Source organism: Thermoproteota archaeon, from assembly GCA_030130125.1.
In the GTDB taxonomy this organism is placed as follows: Archaea; Korarchaeota; Korarchaeia; order Korarchaeales; family Korarchaeaceae; genus Korarchaeum.
In genome coordinates this window covers 1-26,782 of the sequence record JARZZM010000042.1, presented here as the reverse complement: position 1 = coordinate 26,782, position 26,782 = coordinate 1, and the positions used below count along the sequence as shown (strand labels likewise).

Sequence of the window (26,782 nt, the reverse complement as noted above, 5' to 3'; positions counted from 1 at the left end):
GAGCGCCGATCCAGTGTTACTCGAACCGATCTATGGGATACAAGTCTCCACACCACCCGAACTGATAGGGTCGGTGATATCCCTCATATCCCAAAAGAGGGGCAAGGTAATTGGAGTGGAGGAAAGAGGTAGGGTAAGCGTTGTGAAAGGCTATATACCGGTCAGGGAGACTCTTGGAGGCTTCAGCAACGAGATGAGGAGCGTCACCAGCGGTAGAGCCTTCTGGCAGACCAAGTTCTCTCACTGGGAGCCCTTACCCAAGAGCCTGATGGAGCAGGTCATCTTGGAGATAAGGAGAAGGAAGGGCATGAAAGAGGAGATACCTAAAGCGGAGGAGTACATGGATACCCTCTAAGCTTTTCCCTCTTTCTCTCTGAGAGCCACATCCCGACTTTATCTTTTTATGAGTCCCTGAGCTTACTAACCCTTCTTAGGAAAATGAACGCCCTCTCCAAAGCGGTCAGATAGTTGAGTAAGGCCATGGCTAGCAAACCCACCCTGACTTGGTTCAAAGCGCAGAAGAGCGCAGCTAGGAGCACCCTCTCAGCCCTCCCGGTCAGACTGTACTGGGTTCCGGTGACCCTCAAAGACTCCGCCTTAGCCCTTATGTAGCTCACTAACATGGAGGAATGAATAGCAAGTGCCGCCAAGAGGAGATCCCCGGAGTATATCCCCATACCTAGGAGTAGGATGCCGTCTTCTATCCTATCAACCACCGAGTCTAGAAAGGACCCTAGCACGCCCGCCTGACCCATCCTTCTAGCTATAGCTCCATCTAATGCATCGGAGAAACCGGCTAGGATAATCAGTACGGCTGCTCCCACGTAATTCCCCACGTACAGGTAGAAGAAGGACGCCATAGTTAGGAATAAACCGAAAAAAGTTACTGCGTTGGCTGTAAATCCCATAGAAACCAACCAACCGGCAATCCTGTCCATGAATCCGGAGACGCGGTCCCTGAGCATCTCTAGCATTTTATGACACCTTTTTTCCAACACCGAACCAGAGATCTTTTTTATCTTTATCTGAGGAAATTCTAGATGCCAGATCTCGTGCTCATACTGGTGGAGCCGGAGAAGGCGGATAATGTGGGGATGATAGCTAGAGCGATGAAGAACTTCGGCTTCAGGAGGCTCAGGATAGTGAGACCCATGTTTGAGTCCTTCGACAGGGCTTTAGCTGCGGCGATGCATGCCAAGGATGTTGTGAACGCTGCGGAAATACTCACAACGTTGGAGGAGGCCAGAGAGGGGATAGACCTCCTGATAGGGACAACGGCTAGGGTGAGCAGGTACTCATTGGACAGGAGGGCCATCCCGATAAGAGATCTCCTGAAGGAGCTGAGTTGGGACGCGACCTATGGCCTAGTGATGGGTAGGGAATCGGTGGGGCTCACGACTGAAGAGTTGGCCTTCTGCGATGTAGTCACCACCATTCCATCGAGCGAGGAGTACCCGGCCCTTAACTTGGCCAACGCTACGGCCATATTCCTCTACGAATTCTTCTTGTCGTTTAAAGACCCAACCCACTTCCAAGAAAAGCCCGTCCCCCGTGAGGTAAGGGAGCTGATGGTTAACTATATAAGGGACATTGTGAATGCCATCGAGCTGGCGGACCACAAGAGGGAGAGGGTCGTCCCCCTCGTCAGGAGGATAGTGGAGAGGACCTTCCCCTGTGGTATGTCCGCTGGTGAGGCCACCTACCTAGTAGGGATTATAAAGGCCGTTAGGGACAAGTTGATGAAGGTGAGGTAGTATGTCCCTTAGACCGGCGAGGAACTATAGGGCGCTGCAGAGGCCCTACACTCGGAAGGAGTACATAAAGAGCATACCCTACAGCAAGATCAACAAGTTCGACCACGGCAATGTGCACGGGGATTTCGACTACGAGGTGAGGCTCGTAGCGGATGCTAGCTTCCAGGTCAGAAGCAACGCTCTAGAGGCCGCGAGGATGACCATCTTAGCCCAGCTCAGGAAGAGGACCCCATCGGACGAGTACTACTTCTTCAAGATAGTCCCCTATCCCCATCACATACTCAGGAAGCACGCAATGGCCGGTGTCCACAAGGCGGAGAGGCTTCAGAAGGGTATGAGGCTGGCTTTCGGTAAGCCCGACGGCAGAGCGGCTCAGATAAGGAAGGGCGACACCATTCTGTTCATAAGGGTAAAGGAGGAGCACCTAGACGTGGCCAAGTACTGCGTCAAGCTGGCGAAGCTCAAGATCCCACACATGACCAAGGTGGAAGTGGTCAAGCTAGATGGAAAGGCCGAGGGATAAGAAGGAGCTGGAGATAGTCCTTCAGGGGCTCAAAGACCTGAAAAACCCCAAGCCGGAGCTGGAACAACACTCCACTCCTCCGAACCTCGCCTCCTCTTTGATCCATTTGGCATACCTCATGGGCGATTTGGAGAGATCGAGGGTCGCGGATCTCGGGTGCGGTAACGGAATCTTGGCGATAGGCTCGGTCCTGTATGGAGCATCCTATGCTATAGGCGTGGACATAGACCCGGAGGCGGTGGAGGTAGCTAAGAAGAACGCTGGAGCGGTAGGGATTTCGGATAGGACCAAGTTCGTGGTGATGGATGTCTCAAACTTCGAGGAGAGGGTGGATGTGGTGATACAGAACCCCCCTTTCGGGGTAGTGCGCAGGCACGCGGACCTTAAGTTTTTGGATAAGGCACTCCGGATTTCTAGGGTGGTTTACTCCATACACATGGCTGGGAACTCCAAGTTCCTAGCCGAGTACGCCTCTAAGAGGGGAGCTAGGCTGACTCACGTCGAGAGATGGCCCTTCCCCCTCAGGAGGATCTTCTACTACCACAGGAGGAGGGTTGTCAGCATACCCGTGGAGATGTTGAGGTTCGAGGTGATATCATGAGGGAAAGGAGGATCGTGGTTCCCGGAGAGAGGTTGGGAGTTGTTGAGGAATTTATACCCGGAGAGGGGGTCAGGGAGGAAAGGGGCACCCTTTACTCAGTTTACTTGGGCTCCCTGCATGAGAGGGACATTAATGTGTCCGTAAGACCCTTTAAGAAGCCTATACTTCCCCTCAGACCTGGGGAGATAGCTTTAGGCGAGATAAGAAATGCTGACAGGAGCGTCTACCATGTCCATCTCACCGCCCTCGTGAAGCCGAGAAGGGCGCTGCTCTCCCCTCCCGTCCAAGCGGTGATGTCCAAGAGACCTCCTAACTTGGGAGCTAGGCCCAGCGACATCGTTCTTGTGAGAATAAACTCGGTTGATAACGGTACGGTCACTGTTACGATGGGAGGGCCGCCCGACCTGGGCGTCATACTGAGCTTCTGTCCCACCTGCGGTGCCCCCTTGAGGAAGGGTGTGGGGTACACCTTGGTGTGCGAGAGATGCGGTAAGGTATATTTAGACAAGAAGATCAGTAGCAGATACGGGTGGAATCCCTTTAAGGAAGGGCTGATAAGATATGTCAAGAGGTAGCCTCTTAGACAAGAGGAGTTTTGTGCTCTCGCTCTCTCACGACGAGCTGGAAGATTTCCTTGAGTATCTGGAGAGGAGGATGGAAGGCAGGGATTACTCCTACAAGTATGTGACTGGCTCTGGGCTGAAGATAACCCTCTTCGGCACTAGGGAGGAGAACAAGGTAGCGGAGAGCGTGGTGAGACGATCTTACAGGAACTTCAAGATAGTGAGGAATCCCGTTGGGGGGCTCTACAGGTATCCGTCGGAGTGGTTGATGGAGCACGGTGGAGGCGTTTCAATGAGCCTCCTGACCCTCTCACTGAAGGGAGCCGGCCTCACTGCCAACTGGAAGAAGGACCTCCTCTACACGGAGCTGGAGCCTGAGGAGATGGTGGATCTTATGTCCGAACTAAGGACTCTAGTTAACGAGATAAAGTATGAGGTAAGGCAGAGGAAGGCCAGAGAGGTGGTGGTAGCAGCTGCTGTCAACGCAGGCGTATCCCCAATCGAGGCACTGGAGTTAGCTGAGGAGGAGGGCCTGCTCGAGAGGGATGAGAGGGGGATGTGGTGGTTCAGGGCAGATCCCGAGCTCGTGATGGATACCCTGATAAGGAAGCTGTCGGAGATGGAGGTAGATGAGAATGGATGTTGAGGTGAAGGAGGTCGGGCCCAGTGAGATAAGGGTCGTGATCAGGGGTGAGACATACACCCTCCTGACCCCCATAGTTGAGGAGCTTAACGCTCGAGATGATGTGGAGTTCGCCGGTTACGATGTCCCCCATCCACTTAAGGAGGAGGGAATCATATTTCTGAGGGTCAGGGATGGTCTGGATCCTAGGAAGATCCTGAGAGAGACCGTAGAGAAGCTCATAAAAGAATATGAGGGTTTAGAAAAGAGCTTCAGGGAGGAACTAGAGAGGATAGCTACCGAAACATGAGCCTAGGTATATCCATGTAAGCCCTCACAACCTTTTTCAGGGGGCCCAAGTCTAGGTACTCGTCCTGCACGTGCGCCCTCGCTCCCGGGCCCAGTATTATGGATGGAATGCCCGCAAAGGACCAGAGTATCTCGGCATCGGTGTACCCGGTCCCGTAGGAGAGCTCCGCTTTACCCTCCATGTCTTCCACGACCTTCTTCGCGGCGTTAAGCAGTCTGCTAGCCTCCTCATTATCGGGCAACATGTAAGGTGGCCTGTTCATGCCGATCTCCTCGACATCCGCTCCGATGTCCCTGCCCAGCTCCTCGAGCCTCGGCGCCAGCTCCTGCCTCAGCTCCTCGATCACATGCTCCACCAAGCTGGAGTACCGCCTCCTCAACTTTTCTATGTCCTCCCCGTAAACTACCCTCCTGTCCACCAAGAATTCGGCCTCGTTTGGTATCTGATTTATCGCCTCACCCGCCTTGAAGACATTGATTGAGAGAGGCGGCCTTATCTCGCTGTCTAACGTCACCTTGGGTATCTTGATTGGATTGGTGTAGTCGTAACTCTCCTTGAAGGCCCTCACCACCTCCATGGCCAGATATATGGCGTTAACCGCGTAGTCTGGCCTCGATCCGTGACCCGCTATCCCCCTGACCCTGATCTTCATCCTCAACTTACCGTTGTGGCCTATCCTGATGATCAGCCTCCCGTCCTTATCTACGGAACCCTCCCCCACTATGCCCACGGCCTTCTTTCCTTGGAGGAACGTCTTAGCGAGGTGAAGAGCCCCCCTCATGTTCTCCGGGGTGTCATCGCCGCCTTCCTCCCTCACCACGGCAGTGTATATAAGGGGAAGGTCAGTGCAGTTGGCCAGCTCCGCGTAAGCGACGGCCATGGCAGCTAATCCGCCCTTCATGTCCGAGCTGCCGAGGCCGTAGAGCTTGTCTTCCTCGATGACGGGGTCGAAAGGATCTTTGGTCCATCTTGGCTGAGGGGGGACGGTGTCCATGTGCCCGTTGTAGAGGAGGTACAGGCGACCCTCACCGCTCATCGATATGACATTCCCAACCTCATCCCTCCGTACCATCAGTCCCTTGTCCGCCAGCCAGTCGGCTAGGAATTTGGAGATCTCTTCCTCGCTCCCTATCACACTCGGGATGCTGACTAACCTCCTAGTCAGCTCGACGGCCTCTCTGTAAAGTTCCTCATAATTCCTGCACATGGTATCACTCAGGAGTCTCAGGGTCGAATAACTTAACCGCGCCGGGTGGATCTCCCATTCCCACGAGCCGCAAACTTATTGAATTTTTCATGCACTGAATACACGATGCCTAAGACCATAACCCTATCAGATGACGTATACAAGGAGTTGCTCAGGATAAAGGGGAAGAGGTCATTCTCAGAGGTCATAAGGGACCTCTTAAAAGAAAGGAGAGGTAACTCTCATGTATTGCTCATGCTATTCAGCACGATGAGTAAAGAGAGATATAAGGAAATGAAGAGAGCTGTGGAAGAGTTAGAGGAGGAGTTCGAGAGATGGGGGCAGTCCTTGACACGAACATCGTGATAGAAATAGCAGCGGGAAATAAGGAGGTCCTAGATAAGGTTCTATCCATAGATAATGAGTTCTACCTGACTACCATCAGCAGATTCGAGTTGTTTTCCGGAAATCTGACCGATAGGGAGAAGTTCTGGATAGATCAGTTGATAAGTCTTCCCCTCGACGATGATTCCTCCGAGTTGGCGGCCATGCTATTCAAGTCCCTAAAGAAGGAGGGAAGGACTGTATCTCTGAGGGATCTCTTCATAGGAGCCATATGCATGTCCAACGGGCTTCCTCTGATAACGTTGGATACAGACTTCCTAGCCCTTAAGTATCACGGTCTTGAACTCCACCTGCTCAGGGATTAGCGGTAGAGGTGGCAGGCCACGAACCTACCCTTCTCCACTTCCACAAGCTTTGGCTCCTCCTTATCACACGGCTCAAAAGCCTCTACGCACCTTGGATGGAATATGCATCCTCTCGGCAGGTCTATAGGGCTTGGAACGTCTCCCTTTATTGGGACCTCCTTCAACTTCCTCCTGTAGTCCACTTGACCCTTGGGAACAGCTTCTACCAGTGCCTTCGTGTATGGATGCTTGGGATCGAGTATCACGCTATCTGCGGATCCCAGCTCCACTATTTTCCCCAAGTACATGATCGCCAGCCTGTCGCACATGTGATAGGCCACCGACAGGTCGTGGGTTATGAAGAGGTAGGTGAGACCATACTTCTCCTTTAGATCGAGCATGAGCTTAAGTATGCCGGCCCTTATAGACACATCAAGCATACTGACCGGTTCGTCGGCGACCACAAACTTGGGGTTCAGTATCAGCGCCCGAGCAATGGCCACCCTCTGCCTCTGTCCCCCCGACAGCTGGTGGGGATACCTTATCATGAAGTCCTCGGGAGGCTCCAGCCCCACATCCTTCAGAGCCTGATAAACCATATCGAACCTCTCCTCCTCGCTTCGAACTCCGTGTATGCGGAGAGGTTCCTCTATCAGATCGTAGATGGTCATCCTAGGGTTCAGGGACTCGTAGGGATCTTGGAATATTATCTGCATCTTCTTCCTATATTCCTTGAACTCTCCTTTGGGTATGTCGTAGATATTCCTCCCTTCAAAGATGACTTGTCCCTCAGTCGGCTCCAGCAACCTGACCAGAAGTCGGCCAGTGGTGCTCTTCCCACATCCCGACTCTCCAGCTAAGCAAAAGACCTCATTCTCCTCAATCGCGAAGTTGAGGTCGTTAACTGCTTTCACGAACTTCTGCTCCCTACCCTTCAGAATGTCCGACCAGCTCCTTCTCACGGGGAAGTACTTCTTGAGACCCCTGACCTCTATTATCATAGCTCTCACCTAAGATGTCCTGCCTGCAATCAAGTGGCAGGCCACGAACCTACCCTTCTCCACTTCCACCATCCTCGGCTCCTCCTTATCACACGGCTCGAACCTCTTCGGGCAGCGGGGATGGAATCTACATCCGGGCGGGGGTTCCAGCAGATTTGGCGGAGATCCTGGTATGTATTCGAACCTCCCCTTCTCTCCCACTCCTATCCTCGGGACCGCCCTCACCAGCAGCTCCGTGTAGGGATGGAGGGGGTCATCTACTATCTTGTCGGTCGGCCCTATTTCCACTATCTTCCCGGCGTACATTACCGCAATTCTGTCCACCAATTCGAACATGGTAGTGAGGTCGTGGGTTATGAAAATGAGAGACATGTTAAACTTACTCCTCAATTCCTTGAACAAGTTGAGGATCTGGGCCTGAACCACCACATCGAGGGCAGTAGTGGGTTCGTCAGCTATAACAACGGGGGGGTTGAGTGCCAAGGCCATGGCTATCATGACCCTCTGCCTCTGCCCCCCGGAGAGCTCATGAGGGTAGCTCCTAACCCTCTGTCTGCCCACCCCCACCAGATCAAGCAGCTCTTCTGCTCTGGCTAGTGCATCATCCTTACTCATCTCCTCATGGGCCAGTATCGCCTCAGCTATCTGATCGCCGACTGTGTACACGGGGTTCAAAGCATTCATCGCAGCTTGGGGTATAACGCTAATTTCTTTCCATCTTATTTTCCGCATCTCGTCCTCTGAAAGCGGAACTACGTCCCTTCCATTTATGTAGATCTTACCTCCCACTATCCTACCAGGAGGCGGGACTTCCTTTACCAAAGAGTATGCTACGGTACTCTTCCCACATCCCGACTCCCCAGCTAATCCGAAAAATTCACCTCTCTTCACCTGAAATGTCACATCTGATGCCGCATCGACGACGCCGAAGCTCGTCTCGTACACAACTTTTAACCCTTCTGCAGCCAGCACATGCTCAGAAGAACCGCTTGATAGTGACATTTAAAGGCATTCACCTCGAGCCCCAGCTAGGGCCTTCTAAAAAACCATTGCGGCCCCATAAAACATCATATGAGGTGCAAGTTATGAAGCGTGGTTCGAGTTTCGCGAGCTTTCTATTCGCTCTGCTTTTAACCGCTCTTATAGCTCTGCCGAGCATTCCTGTTGGTCTTGCTGAGGAACCTACCCTCAGAATCGCTCTACCCAGTCCACCTCAGACCTTAAACGCTTGGTCTGATACCTCTACTTGGACGATAATCACCCTTGACATGATTTACGAACCACTGGCGACGACCGATCCGGATGGCAAATACATACCTTGGCTGGCCGAATCTTGGGAGGCATCTCCCGACGGGAAGGTCTGGACAATAAAGCTGAGGAAGGATGTGAAGTGGCAGGATGGGAAGCCCTTCTCCGCCGAGGATGTGAAGTTCACCTTCGAGTACTTCAAGAAGGATGTCACCGCCAAGAGAGGTCACTCCGATATGGACTACTTGGATCATGTGGAGGTCGTGGACGATCACACGGTCAAGCTCCACCTGACCGAGCCGTTCGTGGCCGTAGTAAATACGATGCTGACCAACCCAATACTGCCCAAGCACATCTGGGAACCGATAGTCAGCAGGGATGGCTTCGTCGCCTCGAAATATGAGCCGAAACTCAGTGAGGTCGTAGGAACGGGTCCCTTCAAGGTAGTAGAGTACAAGACTAACGAGTACGTCAAGCTAGTGGCCAACGAGAACTACTGGAAGGGAGCTCCGGCTGTTAAAAACGTCGTGATCCAGTTCGTTAAGGAGGGAGATACGCAAGTCCTGATGATAAAGAAAGGCGAGATAGATGCTGCCATACATCTCGCCATAAACCCGGCGGTCGAGAAGGATCTGAAGGCCGCCGGAGTTAAGGTCCACAGGTACCTGAGGCCCTACTTCTACCACTGGGGCTTCAACCTCAAGCACTTCCCGTTCACAGAGAAGAAGTTCAGGAAGGCCATGGCGTACGCGATAAACCTGACTGAGATAGTGGAGATAGCTAGGCTTGGAGCCGGAGAGCCCGGGAGCTATGGAGTGATGCCAGCGGTCTGGAAGGACTGGTACTGCGAGGAAGCCGGTAAGATGTACTCCTACAACCCGGAGAAGGCCAAGCAACTTCTGGACGAGCTAGGATGGGTTGACAGGGATAATGACGGGATAAGGGAGACCCCCGACGGTAAGGATGTGGCCTTCGAGATATACCCGCCGAGCTACGATCCCGCTAGGGTCAGGGCCGCTGAGATGATAAGGGATTACCTCAAGGAGATCGGAGTGAAGGTCACCGTGCAGGTGGGCGACTGGAAGGGAGTGGTGTGGCCTGGTATAAAGGCCCACAAGTTCGATAGCTTCATCCTCGGTGCTGGTCCGACCGAGCCCGATCCCGACTGGATGAGGCTCAGGTTCAAGACGAACGCCTCTGCCAACTACTACGAGCTATCCGATCCCGAACTCGATCAACTGCTTGAGGAGCAAGCCGTGACCCTAGATGTGGCCAAGAGGAAGGAATTGGCCTGCAAGATACAGCTCAAGCTTGCCGATCTCCTGCCGCTGATAACCCTCTACTATCCTGTGATAATCAACCCCTACAGGACGGACAGGTTCGAGGGATGGGTTCCGATAAAGTTCGACTGGATAATCAACAGGTGGACCATGCTCAACCTTAAGCCCAAGGCGAAGCCTACCCCAACTCAGACCCAGCCTTCCAAGACCACGGCTCCAGCCACGACACCAGCTCCCTCACCTGCTCCAGCCCCCACATCCGCTCCAGCCACGACACCAGCTCCCTCAGGGCCTGACATGACTATGATAGGCGCCGTTGTGATCCTATTGATCATCATAATAGCGGCGGTCTGGCTGTTCCTCAAGAAGAAATAGTCTTAACCACCAATCTTTTTCTTTTTCCGCTCATAGCCCGCGAGGCCCGCTGGGGTGTTAAATGGATGACAAGCTACAGCGTGTTCCTGATCAGGAAGGTCCTCGCCATATTCCTGACGTTTATCGCCGCCGTGACTTTCGTCTTCATAATGGTCAGGTTGGTCGGAGATCCCTTCGGCACCTTAGTGCTCGAGGACCCGAGAATAACTCCGGAGCAGATAGAGAAGATCAAGGCCGTCTACGGGCTGGACAAACCGCTTCACGAGCAGTACGTGGACTTCATCCTCAACACTTTCAAGGGGGAGTTCGGGTACTCTCTTCACTACCAGAGGCCAGTCATGGACGTCATCATGGAGAGGCTGCCGTGGACACTCCTCCTTCTCCTCCCGGCTATCATAATCTCCACCATCCTCAGCATATACACGGGGATGAAGACTGCTTGGAAGCATGGCACTAGGTACGACGTGGTGGTGACCTCGACGGCCCTCTTCATCAGGAGCACCCCTCACTTCTGGCTCGCCCTGCTCTTCCTGATGTTCTTCGGCTACTACCTCGGACTGTTCCCCTTGGCCGGATCGGTAACGCCAGCTAAGGAGTTCCCGTCCGTGCTCGACTACCTCGCTGATATAGCCTGGCACGCGGCCCTCCCGATCACTGTGTTGGTTGTCAGGGAGATTGGGATGTACATGCTCTACATGAGGAACGCGATGGTCGAGGTCATGGGACAGGACTTCGTCTGGATGGCGAAGCTCAAAGGGTTAGCGGAGAGGACCGTCATGTACAGGCACGCAGCTAGGGTGGCGATCCTGCCTATGGTCACGGTAACGGCCCTGAGGTTCGGTTTCATGATAAATGGAGCGATCTTGACGGAGACTGTGTTCAGCTACCCCGGCATGGGGAGACTAATCTTCGACGCCATAATGAACGATGATTACTTCCTCGTCCAAGGGGCCTTCATCATAATGACGGTCACGGTCCTCTTGGCCAACTTGGTGGCCGATCTGCTCTACGGAGTACTCGATCCTAGGGTCAGGGTGACCTGATGACGGCAGTCAGGAAGGAAGAGCTGATAAGGAACCTCAAGAAGACGGGATGGCAGAGGAAAGTACAGGGAATAAAGGAGTTCATGGGCATAGTCAGGAGCCACAAGGCCTCGCTCTTCGGATCCATCCTGCTCACGATCATAGTGGTGATGGCGCTGTTCGCGCCCTATCTAGCACCCTACGACCCCTACAAGAGGACCGGCAGACCTCTGGAGCCTCCGAGCTGGAAGCATCCGCTGGGCACCAATGATGCAGGCCAAGACATACTGAGCGAGCTGATCTACGGAGCTAGGATCTCCCTCATGATAGGAATAGTATCAGCGGTTTCGGCCGTGGCCATAGGCGTGGTGGTAGGGATGGTCGCTGGCTACAAGGGAGGCAAGGTGGACGAGGTGCTCATGAGGATAGTGGACCTCTTCATGGTCATGCCCAGCCTCCTCTTAGTGATTTTCCTAGCTATGGTCTTCAAGGGCACGTGGCTAGGAACTCAGATGTTCTTAGTGCTCATCGTGGCCATTGCAATAACGAGCTGGCCCACTGTTGCTAGGGTGGTCAGGAGCATGATACTATCGCTCAAGGAGAGGCCCTTCGTGGAGAGCGTCAGGGCCTTGGGAGCCTCAGATGCCTACGTGATGGCCAAGTACCTGCTGCCGAATACAGCTCCCCTCATACTGGCGGAGACTCTCCTGAGAACGGCAAGCAACATGATAACCGAGGCATCCCTCAGCTTCCTCGGTCTAGGAGATGCTACCCAGAAGAGTTGGGGTATGATGCTTCACTACGCCTTCTCGAGGCAGGCCATAGTGCTTGGGCTCTGGACGTGGGTCATTCCTCCAGGCCTGATGATATCCCTGAGCGTGCTCTCACTACTGCTCGTTGGACAGGCATTAGAGATCTATGTGAACCCAAGACTGAGGAGGAGGTAGACAGCTGTACATAGCAGTGATATTAGGGAGTAATACTCTCTTTCCACTACCTTTTCTAGTCTCCTTTCCTGTATTAGGCTATCTTGATTCCTCTCCGCCTCGCTTCAGAGAGTAGCTCCGAGGACTCATTCACGACGATTATATCGGGAGGGAGGCCGGCATCCAGCAGATTTCTGATCTCCTCATCTAGCAGGGAGAAATAATCTACCTTCTCCAATGGAACTATCACTATATCCACGTCGCTCTCCCCGGGAATGGCGCAGCCCTCCACGAGCGAGCCCACCACGTATGCCTCCTTTACTAAGCCCGATAGTTTCCTCCCTATCCTCTCGATTACCTCCCTCAAATCTTCCAAGGAGACAGTCCTCACCGGGTTAGTCATCTTCCACAATCCTCCGCAGCTCCCTTATTATCCCCCTCCATTAGATCCAGATCTTCTTCGGACACTGATGGGATGACCCCGTAATCCCCCCTTTCCCTTACAGAGTATGCCTTGGAAATTCCCTTCACAAGCTCTTCCTCGAGCCCCAACTCTTCTCTCCTTTGATTCTAAAGTCTATTCAAAATTTGTTACTTTATCTACGCATATTATACACTCACCAATCCATGCCCGTACTGTAGCTACTGCGGATGTTATTCAACGTGTGGGTATCCACAAATGTTTATAATCAATGTCATTGTACCATGAAATCAATGCTAACAAAAATACTTCCCTATTTTTATGACCGTGAAAGGTGAATACTGATGGAAAAACTGGAACATTTTATATTTCTAGTGATTTTAATAATTGCTATCCTGACTATAGCCTATATTTTCGATAATTATAATTACCTTATTTTCTAGTGTTTCTAGTACTGAGATAATTAAAACCAACAATATTACTACTAACAGAGTCAATACAAGATGTACAAACACCAGTAGAGAAGTTGTTGGAAAAATAAGTGCTTGTAATATCGGATTAAGGGAAAAACTTAATGCCTCTTTGTTCTTCATTGATGACTTGAACTGTGATGGCGTAACCGACTTGATCGTGGCAAAAGGTGACGAGTTATCTGGTGTCTCACTATCCCACGAGGAGAAACGATCCTCTGGAAGTACAATGCAAAGGGATTGATAACGGCCCTCTCGGTAATCGAATCCGATGAGGGCCCTCCTGTCGTTCTGGCAAGCTCTACCTACGAAGGGAGGATCTACGCGCTTAAAATGGGTCAACTACTGTGGACTTTCAGCCCCTCCAATGAGGCGACTAGAGGCAGCTATCTTTTCATCCCCATCATAAAGACGGGCGACCTCAACGGGGATGGGAGAGATGAAGTGGTGGCTTACGAATTCTACACGACAGAGATGTACGCGCTGAGCCGGGATGGAAGGCTCCTCTGGAGGATTAAGGTCAATCAATCCGTGGAAGGGCTTACAATAGCTGACTTGAACGGCGATGGAAAGGGGGAGATAGTGTACAGTGGGTATGAGCCTCCTGAAGGGACACCCTTCCCCCAATCGGTGAGCTACCTCTTGGGCCTCATCAACGGTGAGGGCAAACCTCTATGGAAGGCGAGGGATGCTGCTTACCGACACTCCGAGCCATTAGTGGTAGATTTGGATGGTGACGGCACTCCAGAGATAGTTACTGGATGCAGAGAAGGCCTTTGCGTGCTGAACGGAGAGGGTGTCCTTGAATGGACCTTTAAGACATCCCCTGGTACCTTCAGGCCAATCTCCGGCGATTTGAACGAAGATGGCGGGCCAGAAATCGTATTCGCTACGGTGAACGGTTCTGTTTACGCGGTGAACTTCAATGGTGAGGCGGTCTGGAGGTATGACGCAGGCAACATAGACTCCTCTCCCCTAATGTGGGATGTTGATGGCGACGGACAGAGCGAGATTCTGATCCCGTGCGAGGATGGACTGAAGATCCTAGGTCACAACGGTACCGTTGAGTGGGTGTACGGGAAAGAGAGCCTCAGTGCAGCCCACGCAGACGTAGATGGAGACAGAGAGGGAGAACTCCTAGTATCGACTCCATCCGGTCTATAGATCCTCGATAGCACCAGATATCGATTGGAGGTGGAAACCCATCCTTACGAGATCGTCGTCAGGTTAGAGCAAGACATAACACCCCTGATAGCACAGGAGAGGAGGATCTTCATCAAATCCACAGCCACCACCTTCTACAGAATCAACGATTCCGAAGTCGCCCTGAACGCCCTCCCCGGCAGGTATGAGATCGGCTTGATGGTAGGTAATTGGGTCGCGGCCACGCAAAGAGTGGTCGTTCCTTGGGCTCCGACTATGGAGTGGCCGAGCCCCTCAGGATCCGTTTCGAGGAGTTTCTTGGTGAGGCACGCCACGGGCAAGGGGCTAAGCATCGGACGTGAGAAGACTCTCTTTCCCGACTACACGCTGACTCCCCTCATTGGAGATGTTGATGGGGATGGCAGCCCCGATCTAGTCCTCATGGACGGTAAGGAGATGCAGATATTCGATATGAGCGGGAGAGTCGTTAAAGTTCAGCTGGACAGCGAAGCTAGAGGGGGAATCATAGCTGATCTGAATGGGGATGGCTCTCGGAAGTCCTAGTAGTGGAGAGAAGAAAGGTTCAGGCATTCTCCCACCTTACCAACCTATGGAACTTCAAAGCTGAGAATGGTGAGGAGTTCACTGGAGCGGCGATAACGCCCGTAGGGAGGGAGAGGTGGCTGATCATCACTGCAAGATCGAGCGTCTACTCCCTCACACCTGGAGGTACCTTGAAGTGGAAGCTGAGCCTAGGTGGGGAGCTGTCGCCACCGGCCATGTCGGATATCGATAACGACGGTGAATTTGAGGCTGTGGTAGCCGTTAATCTAGGTAATAAGTCCGAGATCCTAGCAGTGGATGAAGGCGGAACTCCCAGCCCGATTATCTCGATGAACTCAAGTGTGAGGGAGATCTTCGTTTCCGATATTGGAGGCGACGGCACCGAGGATCTCGTAATGCTGTGCAATTCCGGCTTATACATCAAATCAGGTGAAAACATTGTTCTAATTCTACCGGATGCCTATCCACCGGCAATAGCCGACATTGACGGAGATTCGAGGATAGATGTAGTAGCGTATTCCAGAGAGGGCATCCTCATGATAGTCACAGCTGAGGGCGTCAGGAAGTTTGACTTAGGGTTCGAAGACACCTCTCCACCCGTAGTAGTCGATCTAAAGAATGGAAGCTCTAAAATTCTATTGGGTGACTACCAAGGACGCCTACACTTAATCGACCCAGATGGGGCTGCAATATCTACGATTAAGGTATCTCGCTTTCCCGTGAGGGGAGTCTATCCCGTGGACTTGGATTCGGACGGTCGCTTAGAAGTGGTAATCACAGATCTCGAGGAAGTTCACGTGCTCTCCTCAGGCGATCTTCCCTAAGACGGTTCTAATCATCGCTTCGGAATCTCTCTGAATCTGTTTCACTATGAATCTCATGATGGAGACCATGCCAGGTGACCTTTCCAGCAGCACCTCTCCCTCCAGTACTTTCGCCCTAAACCAGGGCGGGGCGTAATCTATTACCCTCACATCCACGGGAATCCCTACGATGCGACTTAGCTCATCCGATAAGGTCTCCTCGTAACAAGGCAGCTCCCCGTAAGGGACTCTGCCACCAGTGAGAACTCCGACATCGATATCCCTGAACACGGACGATGAGATGAAGCTCCCGTAGATGAGGACAGCTAGGATCTCCTCCCTAGGTAGGAGGGCCTCGAGCAACTTACGCTTAACTTCCCCTTTCTCGGAATCGGAAAGCCTGTAGAAGGTGAACCTCTGCCTGTCCTCACGGATCCTCAGAGATATAAGTCCTCACCTCCTCCCAAGAATGATTCTATCGCCTCTATTCCGCCACCTCTTGCTTCTTCATATAACCTGAGATCATCCACCTCCCAGTACCTGTGAATCAGCATGTTCCTCAGCGATGCGAGTCTCTCCATTTTAGTACCCACGGATGGTCTCACGACTTCCTTCCTGTATAATTCGCTGAAGGACTCCCTATACCCTCTGGGTAGCACCCCGAAATCCCTCTCCAGTATGGAAACAGCGATCTTAGATAATGATTCGACAATTACTATGAGGAGATACCTCAACGTGTACAGGTTTCTCCTATCCGACAGATATTCATCTATGGAGAGCCTACATATTTCCTTTAGACTGGACAAGTAATCTGAAACCTCTTCGATTAGCCTCAGAACCATGTTCCTATCAACATTTGTCATCTCAAGTCGGACGAATGTGGGAGATTTCCTTTAAAAGACATAGGATTCTCCATCCCGTCGTATTGACTGGATGCCGGGTTTGATGCCAAGATCTATAGAGCATTCCCAAGCAAGGGCGCTTAGCTTTCGAATTCTGTTGGAGTTATGTGCAAATATGGAGCCTTTAAACGTCGAACTGAGTGCTCGACTATGCACGAACTCTTTTAGGGGTGCGCTCCAAACCCCCCGCCACTCTTCCAAGGACAAGGCTCACGGGCGGACGGCCTTCGGGGTCATACAATGCTGACAACCTCACCGAGCTTGCCCGATCTCAGTCTGTCGTAGAGAGCTGCCACCACGGGAGAGGCCCTAACCTCGTAGACCACCTTCCTGTATATCTGATCTAGGTTTGCAGGGTTCTCCGGATCTCCCGGCGGGTAATCAACCCTCTCCTGCTTAGATACCTCCCCTCTAACCTCAACTATTGAAGGTTGCCTCTCGGGGAACTGCGTCGACAGCTCCGGATTCACCACCACATTCACTTTCCTTTCCAAGGCTCTTACCCTAGAATCCCCGAGCCCTCTCTCTAGCTCGTCTAAACCTACTCTCCCGTAGATGAGGGCCAACGCCACCAAGTAGGGAAGGCTGAATCTAGCCTGATCTACGTTTTTCGGCTCCCTAATTCCCGCGACTTTCGCTGCCTCCTCGAATACCTCCACCCTGACTTCTCTCACCTCCTCAGGCCTCACCTCGTCGCTCAGCATTATCGCGGCCGTTAGCGCAGTGTGAGTGTGCCTGCATGTCGGAAAGAACTTGTAACCGTTCAGTAGTATGGCATAGTTCCATCCGGGGTCCAAGCTCTCCTCTAGCCTGCATCCGGGAGCCATGTTCTTGCAAAATCCTCTTTCGTCCTCGAGGGCCCTTAGATTCGTTTTCATGCCATTCCTCGCCATTAGTGAGGAAGTAACTCCCAGAAAGGCGGCGTGGCCTGAGCTGAACGGTTTGATGGATGATCCCCCCGATATGAAGCCCCAGAGTCCCGAGGCATAATAAGAGGAGATCGCTAAAGCCTGGGAAACCTCCTCCAAACTTAACCCCAACACCCTCGACGCGGCAGCTGCAGCGCCCAAAGACCCAGCAGTGGCGGTGGTGTGCCATTTAGAGTAATGATCCCTGCCGAAAGCCCTTCCAAATCTTGCAGCCACCTCGTATCCGATAACCACGGCCTCAAGCATCTTCTCCCAGCTGACCCTCCCCTCCCCAAGCGCCAGGGTGGCCGGAACGATAACGCTGCCTGCATGAACGAAGCCCTGTCTCAACCAGTCGTCATACTCGAGCGAGTGGATGGCGAAGCCGTTTACGAGAGCGGCCATCGATGGAGAAGATCGCCACCAAGCCCCCAGAACTAGAGAACCTTTATCGATTGGGTATGCTAGGGAAGCGAACCTCTTCACCCTCTCCTCCCTCTCAAAGCCGAGTATGCCTACTCCAATGGAGTCTAGGAGGGCTTTTTTGGCCTCGTCCCTGACCTCCAGCGGTAGAGAGGAGTATTCCCAAGACCACACCTGTGACAGGATATCCACCACTACCGGCATCTTGCTACCTAGGGGGTCTACCTTATCAACTATGGGATCCGTCTAGGCTAGGGATTTCCGTTCTGATCTGGACTTGATCTCCCTCACTATTTCCAGCAGAGCTCTAGCCTGCTCGTAGTTCATTCGGTCTATCATCATTCCCCTATGAGAAGCCGCTCCTAGCCCCCTTCTAACCGCCTCCTCGTAAGCCTTGACTATCTCCTCAGCCTCTCTAATCTCTTTCTCGCTCGGAGTGAACACCTCATTGATTATCGGTACGTGGGAGGGATGAATCGCGTACTTCCCCTTATAGCCCAGCCTCCTAGCCAGGAGGGCTTGCCTCTTCACTCCCTCTCTATCTATGATCAGCCCGAGGAAGGGGGTGTCCAAGGCCGGGATTTTGGCAGCAGCGGATGCGACGCTCACCTTAGACCTAGCATACAGGAGCTCGATCTCATCATCAGATAGATCGCTGATGTTCCTGCCCAGATCCCTCAAAAAGTCCCCCATGCCGAACGAGAGCGCGCAGATCCTATGCGAGGAGAGGGCTATCTCGAGGGATCTCTCAACGCCCATTGCGCTCTCTATCAGCGGGATTATCCTGACCTCCTCCAGTCCTCTCTCCTCCTCCAAGCGCTGTACCCGCTCCTCCAAGTGCTTAATGTCCTCCGCTCTCTCAGTCTTGGGGAGCACGATCCCGTCCAGCCCCTTCACCATTGTGAACACCAGATCGTCCTCAAGCATCCCAGTCGTGGACGAATTCACCCTGACAAACACCTCGCCACCGAATTTCCCCCTTTCCTCTTTCAGGAACTCCCTTACAAGCCACCTAGCAGTCTCCTTCTCCTCTATAGGTACAGCATCCTCCATGTCCAGTACTACGACATCAGCCCCGCTCCTCAACGAGCTCAGCATCAACCTCCAGCTATTGGCAGGTACGAAGAGCAAGGATCTGGCTAGAAAGGTCATAAGATATCCCTCAGCAGCTCGATTATATGCTTGGGCGACTCAGCCAACTTAACTCCCGCCTCCTTGAAGGCCCTGATCTTGCTCTCAGCGGACCCCTTATCGCTCACGACCATGGCGCTCGCGTGGGAGAACCTCATCCCCTTGGGGAGCGTCCTCCCTGCCACATAAGCTATCAGGGGCTTCGTGAACCCTCCATTTGACACGAATTCGGCGGCTTCCTCCTCTTGGACTCCACCTATCTCGGCGAAAAGCACGACAGCATCCGTCTCTTCATCTTCCTCGAACATGGCCAGCAGCTCAGCCTCGGTCAGTCCCACCAGTGGTTCACTGCCAGTATGCACCGCGGTGGTAATCCCGAAACCAGCCCTGCTTATGGCCCAAGAGGTGGTGGTCGTCTGCCCACCGCTCCTTGAGATAACACCCACCCTACCAGGGACAAAGGCCTCCTTGGCCAGCTCTAGGGACCCGCCCACCCATCCCATGACCGCTTTACCTGTGCTTATCACACCAAAGGATCCAGGTCCCTGAACCCTCACGCCCCTCCTCCTAGCTAAAGCGAGTATCCTCATGGCATCGTGCACGGGCACCCTCTCGGTCGGGATAAGCACATAGCCTATTCCGGCCTCTATGGCCTCGGTCACGGCCTCCAAGAGGTGAGCCGGTGGGACTAGGGTGATGGTCGCATCCACGCGCCCCACCTCCTCCAAGGCCTCCTTAACGGAATCGAAGACCGGAACCCCCCAGACCCTCGACCCTCCCCTCCCAGGAGTCACCCCAGCAACTACTTTAGTTCCGTATTCGAGCATGTATCGGGTGGCGAACTCCCCCGTCCTCCCAGTTATCCCCTGAACCAGAACCCTTGTATTCTCGTCGATCAATATGGCCATCAGACCACCTCCATCGGCACCCTTACCTCGATCACTCCGCTCCCATACCACTGGCAGTGGATCTCGCAGGCAAGGCACTCATTATCTATCCTCACGGCCTCCTGAGGGGAAACAGCTAACGCTGGCTTGCCATTCTCTATCTTCAGTATGTTCCGGCCGTATAGTCTGCAGGCCTTCACGCAGGCGAAACCGCAGTTCGGGGCCACACATCCATCCAGATCTATTATCACTTCGGCCGTCCTAGTCCTGAACCTCATTTCTCTCCCTCCTATACTCCTCAACAAGCTCTAGGACCCTATCCGCTATGTAATCGGTCTCGTAGATGTAGTCCCTGCCGTAGAGCTCGAACCTTATCGGGAGGTCTCTAACCCCTCTCCTGATTATCTCGTGGCTCTCCTCCTCCTTGTTCCCAGCAAGCAGAATAACCGCAGGGAATCCCGGCCTATCCCTCAGCATCTCGTTGAACGCCTTCACAATGGCATGAGCGTGGTGCCACTGCTCCTGACTCGCCAGAACGCTCCCCATCATCACGTATCCCTCTATCCTCGGGATGGAGAGGATCGTCCTGATCACCCTGTAGACCTTAGATGCCGGTGGGTCACCGCTTGTATCAGAGTAATTGGCTAGTTTAAGCCCCCTCCTTATCAGCGCATCCGCTGCCAGCATCGCGCCTCCTCCGCCTATCCCGTGGAATCCTATGTAACCCTCGGACGCCTCTGTTGTCAGCTGGATGAAGTACCCCGTCCCCCTCGGATCGGCATCGTCCCAGTACCACATCCTCCTCTCCAGATCGGTCGGCTCCCTGTTCAGGTCCTTAGGGACCTCCACCTCGACATCGGGGTGCCTGAAGAGCGCGTGGTCATCGAGGTCTATCCTCGCATCCAGTGCCACCAAGCCCTCGCCCGTAAGGGCGAGGGGATTCACCTCTACACTCCTAGCGTCATATTCCATGAAAATGTCGTAGAGCTTCAGTGCGATGTCTACCGCCTCGCTTGGCATCCCCACTTGAGAGAACTCCTCCTCTACCACCTCCCTTCCCAATCCGTCTAGGTAGTCCACAGGTATTCTGACCACACCCTCCGACCTCTCCTCGATGCCCGTACCGCCGAAGGGGCTGGCCAGCAGCATGGGAGATCTGAACCTCATGGAATCGTTTATAACGACGCTGAGGAACAGCTCGGCCCTCACATCCATCCTCCTCTCAACGAGGACCTTCTTGGGTCTGAATCCCCTGAAGTAAGAGGAAAGCATCTCCTCAGCAGCCATGCGAGCCTCTTCAGGAGATGATGCGAACCTGACGCCACCCACGTTGTGCCTTCCAGTGAAGGGAAGCTGTGCCTTCACTACAACACTGCCCTCCAGCTTTCTAGCTATTGCCTCGGCTTCTTTCGGATCAGAGGCTATTTCTCCATCCGGTACAATTATTCCATGATCCCTCAATATCCTCTTGGACTGATACTCGAGGAGCTTGGCCCTAGTATCACCCAACGATCCCTTCACCGATACGATAAATTGATTCCTCCTCCGTTGAAGACGCTGGGGACCCTTAGTATTATATCGTCAGCTCACTTTAATTTTGGTACCCACCCTTAAACCCGATGGATGAAAGCAGGCTTGCTAGATACAGAGAAAAAATGGAATACGTTATAGATGCATTGGAATCTATCAGGGAACCGAGAACTCAACTTGAGCTGTCTGGCGTGTTTTATAATCTCATAACCTCTATAGAGGCTTCTATGGATCTAATAGCGATGCTTCTAAGGGATTTAGGGGAAAGGATAGAAGACGACTACACAAATGTGGATAAGCTTGTGAAATTGGGTATCTTAAGTGATGAATTGGGGGAGGATCTGAAAAAGTGCAATGGGCTGAGGAACTGGTTGGTTCACAGGTATAACAGGGTAGATCCGGAGCTGGTGATGGACTCTGTGGAGGAGGTAAAAGAAACGCTGTACTCCCTGCTGAGGAGACTGGAGGAGGTCCTAAATGATATCTCTGGATCAGATTAGGAGGGATTTGAGGTTTCTATCTTCATACGAGGTGGTCTTATACGGCTCCTACGTTACAGGAGATTACACAAGGGAGTCCGACATAGATGTGGCAGTCATCACGCGGGAGAAGGACAAGAACAAGAACTTCAGGATTCAGCTCGACATCTGGGGGAAGGTGCCCTCACCCATATACGATGTGAGGGTGTTCGAATTGTTACCGATAAGGGTCAAGGCCTCGGTGATCGACGGGTACTTGGTCCTCTTCGGGAGCGAGTCCGATATTTCTGAGTACTTCTACAGGTGGAGGAAGGTATGGGAGGACGTTAGAAGGAGAATAGAGCCCATGTCTATAGAGGAGAAGATTAAGGCGGTTAGGAGAAGGAAGAAGATCCTGAAAACTATCACTAAACCCGAGTAGAATACCTCACTTCTGGATGATGTTCCAGTCATCTGAAGAGGGAGAGCGCGGGGAACATACCGTATACTAGGAGGTTGTTCACGAGATGATAGTAAAAGCTGGCGTAGTGTCCTTCTCAAGAACAGCCATATGTCCAATATGACCCATTCCAGCATGCAAAGCATTATTCTAGGCCCGAAGTACACATGTAATAGCGTGAAGAACGCAATGGAGATTGCAACCGAAAGGTAAGGTTGTCAGTCAGGGAGTAAAGCCTAGCTATCGAATAGCCTCTGTAAAATGTATACTCGAAGAAAGCGGCAGAGACACCTAGGTGAGGATCGCCACAATTTCGGAGGGATGACTCAGTCCCCTCTTGGTCATCTCCTCAAGATACCCGGTTCCGAGATCTAGCTGGTTCCTGATCCAGTAAAGGAAGCCCAGAGCACCTATGTCGCAATCAGAAAGATTATGGACCAGCGAATACCCTTAATCCTCTCTCACCGAATTAGATGCTGCTCCACCCGGTTTCCTCCCATCTCATCACGAGTAGCAGGAGCAAAAGCTTGTCACTTGGGTGAGAGTGTAGGATAGGACGGTCCATACACCCAATCCCATTGAAGTCATCAGCTCCCCATATAGGGGTGATAATCCAGAAGCTGATCAGGGAGACGACTAATCCTACGGCTGCAGGGTCCTTGGGGGCACTCCTTCCTCACTCCATTCCTTCTCAATCTAGAGTTATGGTGAGTAAGTTAAGAGACTTTCAGTCTGAAAAACAGATGTATGAGGGAAGTAACTGGGAATATGGAAGGCTCTTACCAAGGAACCTTCCCATCGAGTATGTCCTTCAGGGGTCTCTTCCACAGAAGGTGGAATACCCTCCTCTCCTTCCTATCGTACACCGCCTCGAAGTCCACGTATCCCTTGTTCATGTAGTAGAGCATGGCTTCAGCCGTGTACTCCCTCCACTTTCCTACCGTACCCCTCTCCCTAGCCTCTGAGACGCTGTAAGGCACCTCTATGAGCACAAGCTCGCTCTTGACCCTCTTGAATCCCTTAGGAACCCCCGAATCTAATACCATTACCTCCTCGGCCCCAGCCCCCAAGGCCTCCTTGAGGGAAGGAGAGCTCAGCTCTCCCTCGGCCTTTCTCCTCACTCTCTCGCTATCCAAGAACCACCATACCTTCAGCCTATCGGTTCTCAATCCCCTGTTTATCTCATCGTTTATCTCACCGTAGTAGTTCACTACGTACTCCCAGCTCACGACGCCTAGCTTACCCAAGTTGAACCTCGTGTTCAGCCCTTGGAGGGGATCGAAGGTCCATCTCGCTCTAGTGAGCCCCTGCTCGAGCACCAGCTCCCTCTGAGCCTGCTTTATCATGAAGCCCAGTCCTGAGTACTTAAGCTCCTCGACAACTGCACTCTGGTGGGAATAATGGTAGAGGCCCTTCTCGTCCCTAGCTAGGAAGCCCCAAGCGAATCCCACGGCCCTGCCAGTCTCTAGGTCGAACGCGGCTACCACTATACCAGAGTTATCGGCGGCGGCCTTGAGCACATGAGACGGGGTGGCTTCGGTCCGGTCCTTACCCATCCTCCAAGCTGATGCCTGAACCTCCACTAGCTCTCTAAACTCCTCCGGCCTTTTAACAGGCCTTATCTCGACCCTGAGGGTTCTACCACTCCTATCCTTGAGTTCGACGATCCCTAAGTGGGTCATCTCTCTAAACTCGGGAGGCTTCTTTATCCCCTTTACGGGTCCTTCTCTTAACTGATATGTAGCCCGCTATCCCAAATACCATGATTATCGCAACTGCCGTCTCGGCTGTATCCAATACAGATACCAGCCCCTCGTAGGCGATCCCTAACAAGTATCCAGCTATACCTAGGACGAAATAGCGTGGAAACGCTCCCAATAAGGTAAAGAGGGAGAAGCGATAGGGGTCCATACGGATTATCCCCGCTCCAATCGACACGGGGGAGAGAGGAATTATCGGCAATGCCCTAGAGAAGAAGAGGCCCAACCACTTCCTCTTATTTCTTATCCTGTCCGAGAAACTCTCTATCTCCTCCCAGCTTATCCCTAGGTACTTCCCGAATCTCTCGACCAGCGGCTTACCGCCGTAGTAACCCAGAGCGTAATGAGCTAGGGAACCGAGCGTAGCCGCCACGCTTCCAACTAATCCAATGGTGAATGTGGCCACGTAGAGCACGTACATGGGGGAAGAATGAGGGGGGATGAGGGAGAATCCAGCAGCCATTGGAACGAGGGGAGAAGGGATTAAAGTGATTGCAGTCTCCACCATCACGCCACCGAAGACCCCAAGCCAGCCAAGCTCCCTTATCCAAGCACTGACCGTCTCTATCAGGATTTCCGTCAGGGACATTTCCTTCGTGACCGCACTTTACCCAATTTAAGTTTGAGTTTGGGAGGTCAGGCCAGCCTCTTGACCCTGCCAGCCTTGACCTCCACCATCCCCTCCTCGTTCAGCAGCTCCACCGCCTTGGATACCCACCACCTATCGATGTTCAACTCCTTCATGAGCTCGACGGTGGTCTTCTCTCCATTTAGGTGCTCCATCACTCTATCCGCTACGGCCTCTATCAGCGGCCTCGGATCTGATGATAGCCTCTCGGCCACCACTGCGGCAACAGCCCTGCTCACGCCCAATGTATCCATAACATCCCTGACGGTCACCTTCCTCAATCCGCCCTCCCTCACCTTCTTCCTCACGTACTCATTGACCAGCTTATCCAAACTCTCTTCATCCGGAAGCTCCAGCAGCACCTCCAGATCTATCTCTAGCGTGATTCTCTTCCTAGTCAATGCATAAAGCTTAGCTGGCCTCCCTCTTCCCCTTCTCTTCTCTATTATCCTGATGAGTCCAGCCTCCTCCAAGTCCCTTAGATGGGAGGTTATGGCCGGCAGGGTGAGTCCGAACTCGTTGGCCAGATCAGTGGCCGAAGCCGGACTCTTAAGCAGCCTCTTGAGTATTCTGAGCTTGCTGTCGCTGCTCAGAGCGTTCAGGATCTTCTTAGCTCTATATATCCTTGATCTGACGTACAAGGGAAGTCCCTCCTCTGATCATCCCCTACCGAGCCTCAGATCAAGCTGAACACTGTAAGATTCGATCTCCACCTCGACTATCTTCTCTCCCTGTCCGAAGGTTCTCTCTATGATCCCTCCCTCGATCTTCTGCCCATCGTAGTAGACCGAACCCTCTAGGGCCCTGACCTTCACGTGAACCTTGACGCCTTCGGGAACGTAGAGGGTCAGCTTCACACTCCCCTTGTCGGTCTTGACGGAGACTTTCTCTTTGACCTCGAGGGATCCCTCAACGCTCCCCATACCCATTTCCACGCTCAAAGTTCTTACCGATGCATCCCTCACGGTCAACGCTCCCATGCCCATCCTCACCTTCAGCTCGCCACTCCATCCGTCTGGCAGGTGCAGAGCCAGCCTCCCCGCCACCATCCTCCCGGTTCCTTCCTCCACAACGGGAGATATTCCCTCCATGACTATGCTGGGCTCCCGAATCGCTGGGTCCGCGGTTACGTCCACCTGCCCCATGTCCACGATCAGCGATATGGTATTGGAGGAGATCCCGCCCGAGTACGAGCCCTTACCAGTCACCCAGGGAAGTGGGATCGGACCAGCCTCGTACTTGTACTTTATAGTGGTTGGCATTAGAGAGACAGCCACGGAGAACAGCAGCAGCGCCAGTACGAGAGCACCTATCTTCTCCTCATTACCCATGAGATCACCTCCTCCCCTCCAGATAGATCAGAGATATGGCAACGATGGTTATCACCAGCCCCACAGCCCCCAATTTCGATGTCAGCGCTATGGCCGCTATGACAGCTAAGAGGGGGCCGACAACGGATGCCACTATCGCGTTCCCCAAGCTCATCTCGTAGTTCACTGAGGTTGCTACCACTATCAGGTAAAGGGACCAGAGGCTGAACGGAACGACTAGCACTACAGAAACGATCAGCAGTATGTGGGAGAACAGGTAGCCCACAGCAGCGAGAGCCGTGGGGAACACAAGAGGAGCGCTGGAGAACGCGACGAGCCCCACTATGTCGTCCCACCTGCCCTCTTCATGTCCCATCAACCTAGCAGTTATGTGTATGAGGGATGAGTAGATCAGGAGGTCTATCAGTCCGCCAGCAACCCCTATCACGCCAGCCAGATTGGCCACAAGTTCCAATAGCCAGCCTATGTTGTAAAGCGGTATTCGACCCAGCAGGCCCACGAACCCTTTCACCGTGAGTGCCGTGAGAGCGAAGCTAACCCCCACGTAAAGGGCCAAGGGTAGGGCAGAGGAATATCTCTCCACTATATGGGTGTCGAATGCCTCCCTAGGAGCCAGCAACACCTTTCCCAACCTGTAAAGGACATCCTCCAGCTCTCTCATCTCATCACCCAACTTTCTAAACTTACTTACTTAAGTAAATTATAAATGTTTCTGATGTGTTGGGTCGAACCTCCCTCCAAACTGGAAATTATTTTGACCTATTTAGGCCGAGATACGCCCTCTCGTCAGTTAACTTTTTAAATAGGAAGGTCTTAGGCCCCCTCAACGGGAGGTTGAGGTGATGTCCCGCCAATTTCAGGTG

At 52.9% G+C, this 26,782-nt stretch carries 35 protein-coding genes; 17 read left to right on the top strand and 18 right to left on the bottom strand.

The features are described 5' to 3' along the window. On the top strand, positions 1–355 hold a 355-nt coding region (locus tag QI197_06830), incomplete at its 5' end, for an elongation factor EF-2 (protein ID MDK2373072.1). 46 nt (positions 356–401) lie between these two features. On the opposite strand, the gene QI197_06825 is transcribed toward QI197_06830, so the two are convergent. Beyond that, positions 402–974: a CDP-alcohol phosphatidyltransferase family protein gene (locus QI197_06825; protein ID MDK2373071.1), complete on the bottom strand. Its 573-nt coding sequence runs from the start codon at positions 972–974 to the stop codon at positions 402–404. Positions 975–1,040: 66 nt separating this feature from the next. Here QI197_06825 and QI197_06820 point away from each other — a divergent pair, with 66 nt between their 5' ends. The 6 genes from QI197_06820 to QI197_06795 are packed head-to-tail and all read left to right on the top strand — an operon-like array spanning position 1,041 to position 4,373. After that, positions 1,041–1,754: a TrmJ/YjtD family RNA methyltransferase gene (locus QI197_06820; GenBank protein MDK2373070.1), complete on the top strand. Its 714-nt coding sequence runs from the start codon at positions 1,041–1,043 to the stop codon at positions 1,752–1,754. 1 nt (position 1,755) lies between these two features. After that, positions 1,756–2,277, top strand: coding sequence for a 50S ribosomal protein L16 (locus QI197_06815; protein MDK2373069.1), 522 nt, complete (start codon positions 1,756–1,758; stop codon positions 2,275–2,277). Continuing rightward, positions 2,258–2,878, top strand: a complete 621-nt coding sequence (locus QI197_06810; GenBank protein MDK2373068.1) for an METTL5 family protein — start codon at positions 2,258–2,260, stop codon at positions 2,876–2,878. Before QI197_06815 ends, QI197_06810 begins: the two co-directional genes overlap by 20 nt. Then, positions 2,875–3,453 carry an exosome complex RNA-binding protein Csl4 gene (locus QI197_06805; protein MDK2373067.1) on the top strand — a complete coding sequence of 193 codons (579 nt, stop codon included), beginning with the start codon at positions 2,875–2,877 and terminating at the stop codon, positions 3,451–3,453. Before QI197_06810 ends, QI197_06805 begins: the two co-directional genes overlap by 4 nt. Next, complete coding sequence (locus QI197_06800; protein ID MDK2373066.1) at positions 3,440–4,087, top strand: DUF2067 family protein; 648 nt, start codon at positions 3,440–3,442, stop codon at positions 4,085–4,087. Before QI197_06805 ends, QI197_06800 begins: the two co-directional genes overlap by 14 nt. Next, on the top strand, positions 4,077–4,373 hold the full coding sequence (locus QI197_06795; protein MDK2373065.1) for an RpoL/Rpb11 RNA polymerase subunit family protein: 297 nt from the start codon (positions 4,077–4,079) through the stop codon (positions 4,371–4,373). Before QI197_06800 ends, QI197_06795 begins: the two co-directional genes overlap by 11 nt. On the opposite strand, the gene QI197_06790 is transcribed toward QI197_06795, so the two are convergent. Further along, complete coding sequence (locus tag QI197_06790; protein ID MDK2373064.1) at positions 4,360–5,580, bottom strand: M20/M25/M40 family metallo-hydrolase; 1,221 nt, start codon at positions 5,578–5,580, stop codon at positions 4,360–4,362. The two genes, QI197_06795 and QI197_06790, sit on opposite strands and share 14 nt — an antisense overlap. Before the next feature lie 105 nt (positions 5,581–5,685). Between QI197_06790 and QI197_06785 the strand changes: the two genes are divergently transcribed. Both QI197_06785 and QI197_06780 read left to right on the top strand, forming a co-directional pair. After that, positions 5,686–5,925 carry an antitoxin VapB family protein gene (locus QI197_06785; protein ID MDK2373063.1) on the top strand — a complete coding sequence of 80 codons (240 nt, stop codon included), beginning with the start codon at positions 5,686–5,688 and terminating at the stop codon, positions 5,923–5,925. Continuing rightward, positions 5,895–6,269 (top strand): type II toxin-antitoxin system VapC family toxin, encoded by a 375-nt coding sequence (locus tag QI197_06780; protein MDK2373062.1) that lies wholly within the window; start codon positions 5,895–5,897, stop codon positions 6,267–6,269. The genes QI197_06785 and QI197_06780 overlap by 31 nt, the downstream gene beginning before the upstream one ends. Here the strand turns inward: QI197_06780 and QI197_06775 are convergent. Beyond that, entirely contained in the window at positions 6,266–7,258 is a 993-nt protein-coding gene (locus QI197_06775; GenBank protein ID MDK2373061.1) for an ATP-binding cassette domain-containing protein, read from the bottom strand. The two genes, QI197_06780 and QI197_06775, sit on opposite strands and share 4 nt — an antisense overlap. Beyond that, positions 7,259–8,251, bottom strand: coding sequence for an ABC transporter ATP-binding protein (locus QI197_06770; protein ID MDK2373060.1), 993 nt, complete (start codon positions 8,249–8,251; stop codon positions 7,259–7,261). Between the two features lie 83 nt (positions 8,252–8,334). On the opposite strand from QI197_06770, the gene QI197_06765 reads away from it, so the two are divergent. From QI197_06765 to QI197_06755, 3 genes are all read left to right on the top strand, one after another. Next, entirely contained in the window at positions 8,335–10,152 is a 1,818-nt protein-coding gene (locus QI197_06765; GenBank protein ID MDK2373059.1) for an ABC transporter substrate-binding protein, read from the top strand. Between the two features lie 65 nt (positions 10,153–10,217). Beyond that, entirely contained in the window at positions 10,218–11,195 is a 978-nt protein-coding gene (locus tag QI197_06760) for an ABC transporter permease (GenBank protein MDK2373058.1), read from the top strand. Beyond that, complete coding sequence (locus QI197_06755) at positions 11,195–12,121, top strand: ABC transporter permease (GenBank protein ID MDK2373057.1); 927 nt, start codon at positions 11,195–11,197, stop codon at positions 12,119–12,121. The genes QI197_06760 and QI197_06755 overlap by 1 nt, the downstream gene beginning before the upstream one ends. A gap of 73 nt (positions 12,122–12,194) precedes the next feature. Here the strand turns inward: QI197_06755 and QI197_06750 are convergent, their stop codons facing one another. Beyond that, positions 12,195–12,503 (bottom strand): nucleotidyltransferase domain-containing protein, encoded by a 309-nt coding sequence (locus tag QI197_06750; GenBank protein ID MDK2373056.1) that lies wholly within the window; start codon positions 12,501–12,503, stop codon positions 12,195–12,197. Next, positions 12,500–12,652, bottom strand: coding sequence for a hypothetical protein (locus QI197_06745; protein ID MDK2373055.1), 153 nt, complete (start codon positions 12,650–12,652; stop codon positions 12,500–12,502). The genes QI197_06750 and QI197_06745 overlap by 4 nt, the downstream gene beginning before the upstream one ends. A gap of 552 nt (positions 12,653–13,204) precedes the next feature. Here QI197_06745 and QI197_06740 point away from each other — a divergent pair. From QI197_06740 to QI197_06730, 3 genes are read left to right on the top strand one after another with little or no spacing between them, the layout of a single operon-like run. Next, positions 13,205–14,155 carry a hypothetical protein gene (locus QI197_06740; GenBank protein ID MDK2373054.1) on the top strand — a complete coding sequence of 317 codons (951 nt, stop codon included), beginning with the start codon at positions 13,205–13,207 and terminating at the stop codon, positions 14,153–14,155. A 24-nt stretch (positions 14,156–14,179) separates the two neighbouring features. Continuing rightward, positions 14,180–14,698 carry a VCBS repeat-containing protein gene (locus QI197_06735; protein ID MDK2373053.1) on the top strand — a complete coding sequence of 173 codons (519 nt, stop codon included), beginning with the start codon at positions 14,180–14,182 and terminating at the stop codon, positions 14,696–14,698. Between the two features lie 2 nt (positions 14,699–14,700). After that, a complete protein-coding gene (locus QI197_06730) occupies positions 14,701–15,522 on the top strand; it encodes a hypothetical protein (GenBank protein ID MDK2373052.1) in 822 nt (273 codons plus the stop codon). On the opposite strand, the gene QI197_06725 is transcribed toward QI197_06730, so the two are convergent. The 7 genes from QI197_06725 to QI197_06695 form a co-directional block, all read right to left on the bottom strand. Then, complete coding sequence (locus QI197_06725) at positions 15,505–15,864, bottom strand: nucleotidyltransferase domain-containing protein (GenBank protein ID MDK2373051.1); 360 nt, start codon at positions 15,862–15,864, stop codon at positions 15,505–15,507. The genes QI197_06730 and QI197_06725 overlap by 18 nt on opposite strands. Positions 15,865–15,938: 74 nt before the next feature. After that, positions 15,939–16,307 carry a DUF86 domain-containing protein gene (locus tag QI197_06720; GenBank protein ID MDK2373050.1) on the bottom strand — a complete coding sequence of 123 codons (369 nt, stop codon included), beginning with the start codon at positions 16,305–16,307 and terminating at the stop codon, positions 15,939–15,941. Between the two features lie 329 nt (positions 16,308–16,636). Then, positions 16,637–17,938, bottom strand: a complete 1,302-nt coding sequence (locus QI197_06715; protein MDK2373049.1) for an MmgE/PrpD family protein — start codon at positions 17,936–17,938, stop codon at positions 16,637–16,639. A gap of 42 nt (positions 17,939–17,980) precedes the next feature. Further along, positions 17,981–18,886: a CoA ester lyase gene (locus QI197_06710; GenBank protein ID MDK2373048.1), complete on the bottom strand. Its 906-nt coding sequence runs from the start codon at positions 18,884–18,886 to the stop codon at positions 17,981–17,983. Then, positions 18,883–19,773 (bottom strand): CoA-binding protein, encoded by an 891-nt coding sequence (locus QI197_06705; GenBank protein ID MDK2373047.1) that lies wholly within the window; start codon positions 19,771–19,773, stop codon positions 18,883–18,885. The genes QI197_06710 and QI197_06705 overlap by 4 nt, the downstream gene beginning before the upstream one ends. Further along, a complete protein-coding gene (locus QI197_06700; GenBank protein MDK2373046.1) occupies positions 19,773–20,030 on the bottom strand; it encodes a hypothetical protein in 258 nt (85 codons plus the stop codon). The genes QI197_06705 and QI197_06700 overlap by 1 nt, the downstream gene beginning before the upstream one ends. Further along, complete coding sequence (locus QI197_06695) at positions 20,014–21,261, bottom strand: acetate--CoA ligase family protein (protein MDK2373045.1); 1,248 nt, start codon at positions 21,259–21,261, stop codon at positions 20,014–20,016. Before QI197_06695 ends, QI197_06700 begins: the two co-directional genes overlap by 17 nt. 110 nt (positions 21,262–21,371) lie before the next feature. On the opposite strand from QI197_06695, the gene QI197_06690 reads away from it, so the two are divergent. Both QI197_06690 and QI197_06685 read left to right on the top strand, forming a co-directional pair. Further along, positions 21,372–21,782: a DUF86 domain-containing protein gene (locus tag QI197_06690; protein ID MDK2373044.1), complete on the top strand. Its 411-nt coding sequence runs from the start codon at positions 21,372–21,374 to the stop codon at positions 21,780–21,782. After that, entirely contained in the window at positions 21,760–22,182 is a 423-nt protein-coding gene (locus QI197_06685) for a nucleotidyltransferase domain-containing protein (protein ID MDK2373043.1), read from the top strand. Before QI197_06690 ends, QI197_06685 begins: the two co-directional genes overlap by 23 nt. 797 nt (positions 22,183–22,979) lie before the next feature. Here the strand turns inward: QI197_06685 and QI197_06680 are convergent. Genes QI197_06680 through QI197_06660 form a run of 5 tightly spaced genes read right to left on the bottom strand, consistent with a single transcriptional unit; the run spans position 22,980 to position 26,580 of the window. Further along, positions 22,980–23,882 carry a hypothetical protein gene (locus tag QI197_06680; GenBank protein MDK2373042.1) on the bottom strand — a complete coding sequence of 301 codons (903 nt, stop codon included), beginning with the start codon at positions 23,880–23,882 and terminating at the stop codon, positions 22,980–22,982. Between the two features lie 4 nt (positions 23,883–23,886). Continuing rightward, complete coding sequence (locus tag QI197_06675; GenBank protein ID MDK2373041.1) at positions 23,887–24,549, bottom strand: VTT domain-containing protein; 663 nt, start codon at positions 24,547–24,549, stop codon at positions 23,887–23,889. 47 nt (positions 24,550–24,596) lie between these two features. Next, a complete protein-coding gene (locus QI197_06670; GenBank protein ID MDK2373040.1) occupies positions 24,597–25,229 on the bottom strand; it encodes an ArsR family transcriptional regulator in 633 nt (210 codons plus the stop codon). 18 nt (positions 25,230–25,247) lie between these two features. Beyond that, positions 25,248–25,919: a hypothetical protein gene (locus QI197_06665; protein MDK2373039.1), complete on the bottom strand. Its 672-nt coding sequence runs from the start codon at positions 25,917–25,919 to the stop codon at positions 25,248–25,250. A gap of 4 nt (positions 25,920–25,923) precedes the next feature. Then, positions 25,924–26,580 (bottom strand): Yip1 family protein, encoded by a 657-nt coding sequence (locus tag QI197_06660; protein ID MDK2373038.1) that lies wholly within the window; start codon positions 26,578–26,580, stop codon positions 25,924–25,926. Between the last annotated feature and the right edge of the window lie 202 nt (positions 26,581–26,782).